Here is a 12,829-nt window from a genome sequence, read left to right as displayed (position 1 = left end):
GTCATCGCTGGCAAGCCAGCTCCTACAGGTTTATTGGGTGTTCCCGGGATTTGTGTCTGGAGGTGATCACCTTGTAGGAGCTGGCTTGCCAGCGAAGGCGGTTTGTCAGGCGAGGGAGATGCTGGCTGTGCCGGCCTCATCGCTGGCAAGCCAGCTCCACAGGTTTATTGGGTGTTGCCGGGATTTGTGTCTGGGGGTGATCCCCTGCTCGCTCCCGCACAAATTCACCATTGACTAATCCTTGGCCCGAGCACGCTGCAACACCGACTCGCCCGCCTGTGGCGACAGTCGCAGATTGTCCAGCAAGGCGATGGCCGCAATCACCGCCACACACAGGAACGCCAACTGAAAGTCGCCCGTCTCGGCGTGCCCTGGCGTGCCATGGATGTTCATCGCCAGGCGTAGCAGCAGCGCGCCGATGGCCACGCCCATCGCCATGCTCAACTGGAAGAACATGCTGAACAAGGTCGAAGCGTCGCTCATCTGCTCCTTGGGGATTTCGGCAAAGGCCAGGGTGTTGAACACGGTGAACTGCATGGAGCGTGACAGGCCGCCGACGAACAGGATGAACAGGATCAGCGCCGGGCTCATGCGCTCATCCAGCAAGGCGCAGGCCGCTATCGCCAGTACGCCCAGGATGCCGTTGACCATCAGCACCGGACGAAATCCCCAACGCTGCATCACCCAGGTGGTGAAGGGTTTCATCGCCAGGTTGCCGGCAAATACCGCCAGTACCAGCAGCCCCGCATCGAACGCGGAAAGACCGAACGCCAGTTGAAACATCAGCGGCAGGAGAAACGGCAAGGTGCTGATGGCGATCCGGAAAATCGAGCCGCCGCACAAGCAGACGTTGAAGGTACGAATACCGGTTACCCCCAGCGCCAAAAGTGGGTGCGCATGCCGACGCATATGGCGCCAGGCAACAACACCGAGCACCGCACCGGCACCACTCAGCGCCAGCCCTTGCAGCAGATCGTCCTGGCTTTGCCCGAGCATCTCAACGCCATACAACAAGGCAGCACTGGCGATGCCCACCAGCAGGAATCCACTGAAATCGAACGCCCTGGCACTGGCGTCGTCCCGTTTGGGCAGCAGGACCAGCGCGACAATCAGGGCCAGCACACCCAAGGGTAGATTGAGGTAAAAAATCCACGGCCAGGAAGCATGGGTGACGATGAAGCCGCCCACCGGAGGCCCGAGTACCGGAGCCACCAGGCCGGGCCAGGTAATGAACGAGATCGCGCGCACCAGGTCTTTTTTCTCGGTGGTACGCAGCACCGCCAGGCGCCCCACCGGTACCATCATCGCGCCGCTCATACCCTGCAGTACACGCGCGGCGACAAAGGTTTCCAGGCTATTGCTCAACCCGCACATCAACGAGGACAGGGTGAACAACACGATCGCCGAACAGAATACCCAGCGCGTACCAAAGCGATCGGCCAACCAGCCGCTGATGGGAATAAACACCGCCACCGCGAGCATGTAGGCGCTCATGCCAATGTTAAGGTCCACCGGCGCGACGCCAAACGTCCTGGCCATATCGGGCAACGCCGTAGCGATCACCGTGGCGTCGAGGTTCTCCATGAAGAACGTGACGGCTACCAGCAGAGCAATCCATGTTGAGCGGCGTTGAGACATTGGTCATTCCAGTTCGGCCAGGTCATTGCTCGACACTGTACAACAGACAGGGCGCTGAACCTCCTGCTTCAGCACCCGAGGCTGGGCTCACATACCTACTTTCCAGGGATGCTGGCGCCACTTGTCCTGGAAGAACTCGATGAACACCCGGATGCGTGGGCTGAGGTGTTTTCTATCTGAATACAGCAGATAAATCGGTTCAATGATGCCCGACTTGAATTCCTCCAGCAGTGGCACCAGTGTGCCGGCCTTGACGTCGAGCCCAACGTGGTAATCGGCAAGCTTGACCACACCGGCCCCCGACAGGGCCATGTCCCGCAGAAGATCGCCTTGGGTGAAAGACGCGCTCGGCGTCACGGGCACCGAAACCCCCTCTCCATCCTGAACAAACGACCACTTGTTCCACGGGCTGACAAAGCTGAAGTTAAAGCATCTGTGGTTCAAAAGATCCGCTGGAACAGCGGGTACACCCTTCTCGGCCAAATAGTCGGGCGAGGCGCAAATCAGCCATTCACACTCCCCGATCCGCTTGGCGACACGTGAAGAACTGGGCAGCACTCCGCTGTGGATAGCGATATCGAGCCCCTGTTCAAAATGGTCGACAAACTGCGCGCCCAACTGAATTTCAACATCGAGCGATGGATACAGATCCAGGAACTCGGGAAGCCAGGGCACTATCTGATGCTTGGCAAAAGAGGTCATGGTATGGATTCGCAGCGTCCCACTCACCCTTGAGGGTAAACCTTCAGCCAGGGAGTCCGCCTCGTTCATGGCTTCGACAACTGCCTTGGCACTGCGCAGGTAAGCAGCCCCCTCCTCCGTCAGCGTCAGGACCCGTGAGCCTCTCTGGAAAAGCCGGACCTGCAACCGGTCTTCCAGCCGAGAGATCAACTTGCTCACTGCTGACGGGGTAATTTTGTGAACCCGGGCAGCCGCCGAGAAGCTGCCACATTCGGTAGACCAGATAAACGCGAGTAGCTGAGAGTAATTGTCCATCCCTTATCCTAACGTAAATCAAGCCGATTCATGCGCCTTGGACGGCCAAGAAAAAACGCGCCGAAGCGCGCTTTTAATGCCATCCGGATTAGCGGATGAACTGCTCGATATAGTCGTCCGGCAAACCCAAGGACTTGTAATGATCGCGCGCGGCTTCAAGCTTGGTGAAAACGTCCTCGTAGCCTACCGCGACACCCTGAGGATCAACGTAGGTATAACCGCCCTGGACGTGGAACCAGGTGATCATTTCTTCAACGTCCTCGGGCACGAAAAGCGTGTGGGTTTCACCCGGCGGCTCGTAGGCGAAGGAACCTTCTTCCGCCACCCAGTCATGCTCCAGATAGTACCAGCGGCCCTTGAGCACGATTGCATGCACGCCGCCGCTATGGCGGTGACGAGACAGCACGCCGGCCTGCCGCACCCGCAGAAGGTTGATGTAGTAGCCACCGCTGGTATTGAGTAGCAGAGGCTTGAACGAAACGGTCTTGGTGACCGGCACCCACAGCTCGTCATCTTCCAGCCATTGGGTCATGACGCCCGGGTGAACCATGTCTGGCGTCATGAACGGAACCTGGGGCAACTGGTACGGAATCGCTAGCTCATCGGGCTTGGCGGGAGTATTCATTTTTTTGGGGCCTCACAGTTTTGGTGTCACGAATTTCAGTGCGGTGATTGCGCCCTGATTTCGGCTGATTCAAAGGTTATGGCAGTGGTCCCACAGTGAAAATAGCTACATTTTCAAACCAGCTGTGACGCACGGTCATAGGGATTTGCAGGGGGCACGCTCGTAAAAAAGGGGATCCGAAGATCCCCTGAAGATTGCGATTACTTGATAACTCACAGGGCGCAGGACGTTGCGTTGGTCAAGCGTGAACCGATGTTGTCAGCCTTCGCCAAACCACCTACGAGGCGCTCGTGGTCCAAGGGTGGGTGCATGTTTTTCGCGTAGGCAGCCGACAAGGTGGCTTCAACGATGGTGTTGATCTGCACCGTAGTCAGCGGCACGTCCTGACCCAATTGCGCGAACGTGACGGGCAGATTCACGGCATGCAGCAGTCGGGCGACCTTGTCGATCTCGTCGACAGGACGCCCCTCCACGGCCATCTGCACCAACGTGCCGAAGGCAACCAGTTCTCCGTGAAGCATCGAGGCCATGGCGGGGATGGCGGTCAAGCCGCGAACCAGCGCATGGGACAACGACAACCCGCCGCTTTCAAAACCCACGCCACTGAGCAACACGGTGCCCTCGACGACCCGCTCAACATCGTCATTGACCTCGTTACGGCACACCGCCTGGTAAGCCGATACGCCGTATTGCATGAGCGTGTCGAACACCAGGTTTGTCAGCATCAACGCGGTATGCAGCGCAGGTGTTCCGAAAGAGTTGTTGCCCCCCGCGAAATGGCATTGGTGGGCTTCGAATTTCTTGCTGATGGCGTCACCAATACCGGCGGCAAAAAAACGCGCCGGCGCCTGGGCGATGACATGGGTATCGACGATGACCGCCGAGGGGTTCATCTTCAGGTACTCCACCCCCACCACCTTGTGGTCTTCATCGTAGAGCACGATCAGCCGACTGGTGGGCGCGTCACTCGATGCAATGGTTGGGCAGACAATGATCGGGACGTCGAGATTGACAGCCAGTCCCTTGACCGTGTCAATCGTCTTCCCCCCACCCAGCGCAATGATGGTGTCAGGCGAATGGATCGAGGCTTGCCCGGACAGCTGGGCAATGGCTGCGTGTGTACATTCGCCCGGAAACTCGATGTGCAACGGTTTGAAGCCATGCCTGTGCAAGGCATCGCTCACCTGCGGCCATAAATGCCTGGCGACAAAGTCATCGCACACCACCAGAGGACGAGTGCGCCCCATGTCGGTCAGTATTCTGCCCAACTGTTTCAACGCCCCCGGGCCTTGCTCGTAGCGCCCTGGGAACCCCATTGTCTTGACCATGATCGACGTTCTCTAAACCAGTGATTACCGCTTGAAACCGAGTGATCAAACCCGTTGTTCTTGACCTTGCACGGTCAGCGCATCAGCCATCCACCCGCCACATCGACGACCTGCCCCGTAATGAAATCGCTTTCCTTCGAGGTGAGGAAACACGCCGCCCTGGCGACCTCAAGCGGTGTTCCCAGACGACGCAACGGCGTCTCGTCGACAACCGCCTGGTTGGCCTGCGCCGAAACGGTTTTCAGCAACGGGGTTTCGATCCGCCCGGGCGCCAACGCATTCGCGGTGATGCCGTACGGGCCCAGTTCACCAGCCAGATGACGGGTAAAACCGATGATGGCCGCCTTGGTAGCGCTGTAGTGAGCCGCCACAATCGGCAAGAATGCGCTGCCCGCCACCGAAGACATGTTGACGATGCGACCGAAGCGGCGCTCCACCATGCCAGGCGTTAAAACCCGGACCAGGTTGAAGGAGCCATTGAGGTTGATATTGACCACCCGCTGCCATTCCTCGGGAGCCATTGTCCAGATCGGCGCGGGAGCGCCGTCGTGCTTGGGCGAGATACCGGCGTTATTGATCAAGGTATCGATGGCGCCCAGCTCACTGCTCAAACGGGCACAGGCATCAGCGCACGCTTGATAATCCGCCACATCGGCTGTTGCCCAACCCACCGTATAACCTGCTTCTCGCAGCAGGCCGGCCTGCTGCTCGACCTTCGCTGCATCGGCATCGACCAGGGCGACCGCTGCGCCTTCCTGGCAATACAACTCGGCGATGGCAGCGCCAATACCGCCGCCTGCCCCGGTGACTAAAACGACGCGCCCGAAGTGTCTGGAATTTGTCATAGCCTGTTCTCGTCTTTTGTTGTGGGTTTAACAAGTGTCCCGATGCGGGTCCGCCTCATCAGAGGCCCAGGTAGGCGCGCTTGACGTGGGGGTTATCGAGAAGCTCCTGCCCGGTGCCGCTGAGCACCACTTCGCCGTTTTCCAGCACATAACCGCGATGGGCGATACGCAGGGTATGGACGATGTTCTGCTCGACGATCAGCACGGTCGTGCCCAATTCCAGGATCTTGTTGATGATCTCGAAAACCTGTGAGACCAGCAGGGGTGACAAGCCCAGGGAGGGTTCGTCGAACATCAACAGCTTGGGCTCGGCCATCAGGCCCCGGGCGATGGCGACCATTTGCTGCTCGCCTCCCGAGAGTGTCCCGGCGTTCTGATCCAAACGCTCGCGAACCCTGGGGAAGAGATCCAGGACATCGTCGAGACGTTTTTTGTATCCCGCACGCGCACTGCGTTTGTAGGCGCCCATCAACAGGTTGTCGCGCACGCTGATGAACGGAAACAACTGGCGCCCTTCCGGTATCAGCGTGAGGCCGGCATCGACAATCTGATCCGGTCGATTGCCGTCTATGCGTTGCCCTTCGAATTCGATCGTGCCCCTGGTGGGAGTGACGATGCCGCACAGGCTGCGCAAGGTCGTGGTTTTACCCGCGCCATTCGCACCGACGATGGTGACCACCTCACCGGCGTTAACCTCGAAAGAAACGCCACGGAGAATTTCAGTACCGCCGTATCCGCAATGGATATTGTCGAGTTTAAGCATGGCTGTACTCCTTGCCGAGGTAGGCTTCGATCACCTGCGGATCGCTGATGACATCCTTCGGTGCACCCTCCATGAGCAGAGTCCCGGAGCTGATGACGATGATGCGGTCCGACAGGCTCATGGTCGCCTGCATCAGGTGTTCGATCATCAAGACGCTGACACCGGAATCGCGGACCCGGCGAACAACGGCGATCGCCCTGGCCACATCCGTTGGGTTGAGCCCGGCCATCACTTCGTCCAGCAACAGGATCCGCGGACGGGTTGCCAGGGCGCGTGCCATTTCAAGTCGCTTCATCCCGCCGACGGTCAGGTTGCGCGCCCGGGTGTCCAGTAGGCTCGTGAGTTCGGTCAATTCAGCGACTTGCACTGCGATCGCCCTCGCCTCCCTGGCATCCGCGGTGTGCATGAATGCACCGAGCATGATGTTTTCGCAGACACTCAGATCAGCGAAGGGCTGGACAATCTGAAAGGTGCGCCCGATGCCGGCCTTGGCAAACTCAGCAGGGCTACCCGGGGTAATCCATTGGCCATTGCGCAGGCGAACCTTGACCTGCCCTTTGGAGGGCAGCAGGAAACCCGAGAGCTGATTGAACACCGTGGTCTTGCCCGCGCCGTTGGGCCCGATCACCCCGACAATTTCGCCTTCGGCCAGGCTCAGCGACACATCGTTGGTCGCGTGCAGCCCGCCAAAGAACTTGTGCAGGTTTTCCGCCACCAGAATGGGCTCGCCGCGCTTTACCGTTTGCGGTTCTGGCACCTGGGATTCAACGACTCTGGTAGTCGGCACAACCGGCCGACGTCCACCGGGCAAGGCGTCGATCCAGCCGAACACACGCGCCCCGAATCGCCCCACCAGACCCTGGGGAATCGTCAGCACCACAACGACCAGCACAATCCCGTAGACCAGGCCGTGAACACCACTGCCCATATCGCCAAGCCAGCCGCGCGCGAGTTCTGCCAATGGCAATACCAGCAAGGTACCGATCAACGGACCCGAGACAGTGCCCAGGCCGCCGATCAGCGCAAACATGGCGATCTGAATCGACATGTCCAGCGAGAACATTGAGCCGGGCTCGATAAAGGTCAGGTACATCGCATGGAAACTGCCCACCAGGCTGGTGAGGAATGCCGACAGGACGACCGCTATCAGCTTGACCTTGACCGAGTTCACACCGACCGCATGCGCGGCGTCTTCACGCTCGCGAACCGCAATCAGGTAATAACCCAATCGCGAGTTCTTGATCTTCCAGGACACCGCCAGGGTAATGATCAGGAAGCCAAAGGCGATCAGCAAATAGGGCCAGCGCGGCCGAAACAGCATCCACTCGACACCCAGTTTGAGCGGTACGCCCAAGCCTGCGGCGCCACCCGTCACGTCATGTTGATTGATGGCCATCAACCGCACGACTTCCAGTACCGCAATCGTCGCCAAGGCAAAAAACGGCCCGCGCAACCTGAAGCATGGCCAGCTGATCAACACCGCCACGATTGACGACAGGCACGCCCCCACCAGCATCCCGATCCAGGGACTCACGCCCAACTTGATCATCAGCAGCGTGCTGGTGTAAGCCCCGACTCCGTAAAACACCGCATGCCCCAGCGAGAGTTGACCGGCAAAACCTCCGACAATGTTCCAGGCACTTGCGAGCGCCGCATAACTGCAAATCAGGATGAACAAGTGATAAACGAAGGGGGAGCCAACCGTGAGTGGAATGACCAATAACAAGGCCAGGACCAATACGCTGACATAGACCCGCGGATGCAGAATATTCATGAACATTTTCCTTATTCAGACCCGCGACCGGCGCCGAAAAGACCCGTCGGACGGAACACCAGGATGCCGAGGAAGATCGAGAAATAGACGACTTCCTTGAGGTCCGGCGCAATGTAGTAACCCGCCAGGCTGTCGACGATTCCGATCAACATCGAACCCACCAACGCTCCGGACAGACTGCCGAGGCCACCGAGTACAACGATCACGAATGCGGTCAAAACGAAGAAGGTCCCTACCGTAGGGAAAACCGGGTACTGGGGCGCGATGAGACCCGATGCGACACCCAGGCAGGCACAGCCCAGACCGAATGCGAAGATGTAGATCTTCTTCACATTGACGCCCATCAACTGCGCCGCATTACGATGTTGCGCGGTGGCCCGGACAGCTCGGCCCAGGAAGGTGTTTTGCAGGAACCAGTGCAACCCGGCGACCAGGACCAGGGACATCGCGAAGGTGATCAACTGACCGCTGCTGGCGCGAAAGGCGCCCAGGCTGACAGTGCCGGTGCCGAAGCTGACGTTCTGCACCGTCATGACGTCCGCGCCGAAGACCAACAGCGCGCCATTCATCAAGGCGATCGAGACACCCACTGTCGCGAATATCTGGATATGCCCTTCGGCGCTGAGCAAAGGCTGAATAATGAACCGCTGCATCGCGGCGCCAGCGGCAAACAAAAGGATCGTTGTGGGAATGATCGCTACATAGGGGTGAATCCCGAAGTGAGCGTTCAGCAGATACACCGCATACAGGCCTATCATCAAGAACTCGCCATGGGCGAAATTGACCACCCTGACAATTCCGAAAATAAGCGTCAGGCCTATGCTGATGATGGCCAGCGTGCCACCGAGCAACAGGCCGTTCAAAAGAAGCTGGATGAAAATTTCCACGGTTTGCGCCCTCCCGCGAGCGAACGAATCCGTGAAGCTCAACTAACGAACTTCAACTGGATTACAGGCTTCAGGGTTGATCGGAAAAACGGGCTTTGGCCACGGCCGCAGCTTCAGGGTAAACGGTTTTCAGCACCCCGCCCTGCCACTGCATGATTGCCGTATCGGCTCGCAGGTTTTGCCCGTTATCACCGAACCTGGCGCCGATGCCTGCGGCTGTTCCACCGACGGGAATGTCCACACTCGCAACAGAGGCACGAATCGCATCGGCGTCCAGCGACTGGCTTTGTTCCATGGCGTCGAGGAAAACTTTCGCACCGACATAGTTGATCAGACTGTGCCCTGAACGCGGCTCACTGCCAAAACGTTCCTTGTAGGCCTTGGCGAACGCGCCGATACCGGGAGCGCCCTTTTCATTGGTTTGAAACTGAGGAAAGTCCACGTCCAGGATGCCTTCCATATTTTCGGCACCCACTACCGCAACGGTGTCCTGCATGGAATACCCACCGCCCGCACCAACCACTGCCTTGGGCTTGAAACCGGCCTCACGGATCTGGCGGAAAAACAGGGTCGTGTCGTTCTGGTAGCTGGTCTGCAATACAACGTCCGCCTGCGCACCTTTCAGGCGAAGAATGAGCGACGAGAGGTCCACGGCCTTGGCTGAATACGGAAGCACCTCGACCACGTTCAGCCCTTGCTCTTGTGCGAGTTTTTTCTGGAACCCGGCGATGGTCGTGCCGTACAGCGCGTCCTCATGGATGATGGCGATCTTGAGTTGCTTGGGGTCGATCTTGAGGGACGGCGCTACGATTTGAGTAATCGCGGTGATGGTCCCTTCAGCGAAATTCCTCGCGGTTGGATTGCTGCGCATTACGTATTTGAGGTCACGCTCGGTGATGGTGTCGGAGACCGCACCGAGCTCGAAAAACGGCACGCCGGCGATTTCGGTGACCTGCGTAGCGGCGAACGATAGGGCCGAGGAATAACTGCCGAACACCGCGGTGACATTTTCAACAGAAGTCAGCTTTCGGGCGGCACCCACAGCTTGCCCTGCGTCAACCGCATCGGCCTTGAGCAATTTGATCTGCTCGCCTTTCAAGCCTCCCGCCGCGTTACGTTCTGCAACCGCTATTTCCAGGCCGCGGTAGCTTTCATCGCCGAGCAGAGCCAGGGAACCACTGAGGGGATAGAGCGCACCGATCTTGATGTCCGCATGAGCGGCGATTGAAGTACTCAGGGAAAGCACGACACAGGCGGTTTTAACCCAGTTTTTTGTACTCATTGTTATCTCCTGGTTTGGCGTCAGCGCACTGGGCCACCCATAGCTGGATTATCTTTTTATTGTCCCGACGGGTGATCAGTGCCAAGCACTGACCACCTCAGGTTTACCGGCGGCTCCAGAACGCTCGGAGCGTTCGAAACCACCGTTGTGAAGATTAAGGCTCGGCGAGATTTGATGGATATAGCTAGAAAATCACACCAGCTTTGAATTTTTGGCACAGGTCGATGGGGGAACCTACAACCAGGAACGACGCTCCCGTCCATAAATACAAAACGCCCGATTCGGAGAATCGGGCGTTAGGGTGAAACAGGTGTAAACCTATTCGGGACTAGGCACAGATGGCACTCATACCGGCTGGCGCCGACCGTGCAGCCGCTGTTTATCCACCTTCTGCTCATGACCCTGGCGCAGTCGCAGCGCTGCAATCGCCGCAAGCACCAGGATGATCGCCACGACCTTCATCCCGTTCATGGCATTGCCGGTGCTTTGCTCGATCAAGCCCATCACCGAGGGGCCGACGAAACCGCCCAGCAGGCCGCACGAGTTGACGAACCCCAGGCCTCCCGCAAGCGCGGCGCCCTTGAGTCGCGAAGCCGGGTAGAGAAAGATGATCGACTGCACGACGAAGAACATCACCGCCGAGATGCAGAAGCCCAGCAGGCTGATCACCGGTCCCGCCAGCGAGGCGATTCCCAGTCCCGCGGCCATGGTCAGCAGACCCGCTACCAGTATTTGCCTTGACCGCGCCGGCGTGGTGGCGAACCGGGGCAGTGCAATGGCGCCCGCCGCTGCCGCCAGCCAAGGCAGGGAGGTCAGCAAGCCGATCTGCAAAGTGCTCAGGTCGCCGTATTTGCCGATGATGCCGGGCAGGAAAAAGATCACCGTGTAGATGGTGATCTGGTGACAGAAGTAGACCAGGATCGCCAACAGGATCTGCGGGGTCAGGCATTGCTTGAGCGAGTGACCACCGGCACCGGCGCCCTCCTCCTCTTCCGCGGCCAATTGCTGCTCGATCTGCCGGGCTTCGGTGGCGCTCAGCCACGGCGCCTTGCTGGGACGGTCCGGCAGTTTTTTCCACACCACCATGGCGAAGAACACCGCCGGCAAACCCTCGAGCATGAACATCCACTGCCAGCCACGCCAGCCCCAGACTCCGTCCAGCTGCATGAGCACAGCGCCCAGTGGCCCGCCAATGATGTTGGCGAAACACACGCCCAGCAGAAAGTAGCCGGTCGCCCGGGCCCGTTGTTCCCGGCCGAACCAATACGTCAGGTAGAGCATGACGCCAGGGAACAGGCCTGCTTCGGCGATGCCCAGCAACAAGCGCAACACGTAGAACGAAGTTTCGCCCTGGACGAACGCCATTGCCGCCGAGATCAAGCCCCAGGTGACCATGATTCGCGCAATCCAGAACCGCGCGCCGACCTTGTGCATGATCAGGTTGCTGGGCACTTCCGACAGTGCATAGGTGAGGAAGAACAACCCGGCACCCAGCCCGTAGGCGGCGGCTGAAATGCCCAGGTCGACGTCCAGGTGATGCTTGGCCAACGCGATGTTGGTGCGGTCGAGAAAGCTCAGCACATAGGCCGCGATCAGCAACGGCATGAGTTTTACAAACATCAGCTTGTTCAATGTCGCCGAATCGCGGGGTTCGGAAAGCGCGTCAGTTCTATTTATTATTGTCATCGGACTAACCTTTTCGAGTGTTCGAGAAGTGCGAAGTTAGAAATCGACCTGGTCCTTGCCCTTGAGGTCGAGCATTTCCCGCGCTTCATCCGGGGTTGCCACACGCCCGCCCAGGGCTTCGATCACCGTGCGGATGCGCTTGACCTGATCAGCGTTGGACGCCGCCAGTTTGCCCGGGCCGTCCCACAGCGAATCCTCCAGGCCGACGCGCACATGGCTGCCCATCGACAGGCCCATGGTGCCCAGCGGAATCTGATTGCGCCCGGCGCCGAGAATCGACCATTGGTACGCGTCGCCGAAGAGGCGGTCGGCGGTACGGCGCATGTGCGCCAGGTCTTCTGGATGGCCACCGATGCCGCCGCGCAGGCCGAACACCGACTGGATGAAAATCGGCGCCTTGAGCAACCCGCGCTGCAGGAAGTGCGCGGCGGTGTAGAGGTGGCCGATGTCGTAGCACTCGATTTCAAACCGGGTGCGGTTCTCGGCACAGGCGTTGAGTATATGGGCGATGTCGCGGAAGGTATTGCGGAAGATCCGGTCGTCACTCTCGGCCAGGTATGGGCGCTCCCAGTCGTGCTTGAACTCGGTGAAGCGATCGAGCATTTCGTACAGCCCGAAGTTCATCGACCCCATGTTCAGCGAGGCCAGCTCGGGCTTGAGCTGCGCCACGGGCTGCAGGCGTTCTTCCACGCCCATGGTCGGCGCGCCGCCGGTGGTGATGTTGATCACCACGTCACTCTTGGCCTTGATCTGCGGCAGGAACTGACGAAACAGGTCGACATCCTGGCTCGGCCGGCCATCGATGGGATCGCGGGCATGCAGGTGGACAATCGAGGCGCCGGCCTCGGCGGCACCGATGGCGGCGTCGGCGATTTCCTGCGGCGTGATCGGCAGGTGCGGCGACATCGATGGCGTGTGGATGGCGCCCGTGACGGCACAGGTGATGATGATCGGGCGTTTTTTGGACATGAGTGTTCTCCGTTCTTGTTCTTGACGAGAAAGTTC

At 59.2% G+C, this 12,829-nt stretch carries 11 protein-coding genes; all 11 read right to left on the bottom strand.

What is annotated here, in order from left to right; all coding sequences use genetic code 11:
* Positions 1–234 precede the first annotated feature (234 nt).
* Positions 235–1,638 carry a DHA2 family efflux MFS transporter permease subunit gene (locus tag SOP95_RS28960; protein ID WP_323609168.1) on the bottom strand — a complete coding sequence of 468 codons (1,404 nt, stop codon included), beginning with the start codon at positions 1,636–1,638 and terminating at the stop codon, positions 235–237.
* 87 nt (positions 1,639–1,725) lie between these two features.
* Entirely contained in the window at positions 1,726–2,634 is a 909-nt protein-coding gene (locus SOP95_RS28955) for a LysR family transcriptional regulator (protein ID WP_274078027.1), read from the bottom strand.
* Between the two features lie 88 nt (positions 2,635–2,722).
* Positions 2,723–3,259 (bottom strand): 2,4'-dihydroxyacetophenone dioxygenase family protein, encoded by a 537-nt coding sequence (locus SOP95_RS28950; protein WP_323609165.1) that lies wholly within the window; start codon positions 3,257–3,259, stop codon positions 2,723–2,725.
* A gap of 212 nt (positions 3,260–3,471) precedes the next feature.
* Positions 3,472–4,587 carry a glycerol dehydrogenase gene (locus SOP95_RS28945; RefSeq protein WP_274078029.1) on the bottom strand — a complete coding sequence of 372 codons (1,116 nt, stop codon included), beginning with the start codon at positions 4,585–4,587 and terminating at the stop codon, positions 3,472–3,474.
* 74 nt (positions 4,588–4,661) lie between these two features.
* Positions 4,662–5,432 carry an SDR family oxidoreductase gene (locus SOP95_RS28940; protein ID WP_274078030.1) on the bottom strand — a complete coding sequence of 257 codons (771 nt, stop codon included), beginning with the start codon at positions 5,430–5,432 and terminating at the stop codon, positions 4,662–4,664.
* Positions 5,433–5,490: 58 nt separating this feature from the next.
* On the bottom strand, positions 5,491–6,195 hold the full coding sequence (locus SOP95_RS28935; RefSeq protein WP_274078031.1) for an ABC transporter ATP-binding protein: 705 nt from the start codon (positions 6,193–6,195) through the stop codon (positions 5,491–5,493).
* A complete protein-coding gene (locus SOP95_RS28930) occupies positions 6,188–7,969 on the bottom strand; it encodes a branched-chain amino acid ABC transporter ATP-binding protein/permease (protein ID WP_323609164.1) in 1,782 nt (593 codons plus the stop codon). Before SOP95_RS28930 ends, SOP95_RS28935 begins: the two co-directional genes overlap by 8 nt.
* 11 nt (positions 7,970–7,980) lie before the next feature.
* Entirely contained in the window at positions 7,981–8,856 is an 876-nt protein-coding gene (locus SOP95_RS28925; RefSeq protein ID WP_274078033.1) for a branched-chain amino acid ABC transporter permease, read from the bottom strand.
* Positions 8,857–8,926: 70 nt separating this feature from the next.
* Positions 8,927–10,138: an ABC transporter substrate-binding protein gene (locus SOP95_RS28920; protein ID WP_323609163.1), complete on the bottom strand. Its 1,212-nt coding sequence runs from the start codon at positions 10,136–10,138 to the stop codon at positions 8,927–8,929.
* A 345-nt stretch (positions 10,139–10,483) separates the two neighbouring features.
* Entirely contained in the window at positions 10,484–11,824 is a 1,341-nt protein-coding gene (locus tag SOP95_RS28915; RefSeq protein WP_274078035.1) for an MFS transporter, read from the bottom strand.
* 36 nt (positions 11,825–11,860) lie between these two features.
* Positions 11,861–12,793, bottom strand: coding sequence for a 3-keto-5-aminohexanoate cleavage protein (locus SOP95_RS28910; RefSeq protein ID WP_110751312.1), 933 nt, complete (start codon positions 12,791–12,793; stop codon positions 11,861–11,863).
* Positions 12,794–12,829: the final 36 nt, after the last annotated feature.

The sequence above is a fragment of the Pseudomonas sp. YuFO8 genome (assembly GCF_035065025.1).
Classification (GTDB): Bacteria; Pseudomonadota; Gammaproteobacteria; order Pseudomonadales; family Pseudomonadaceae; genus Aquipseudomonas; species Aquipseudomonas putida_AE.
Note: the sequence above shows the minus strand (reverse complement) of the source record. Positions and strands in the feature narration are given on the sequence as shown.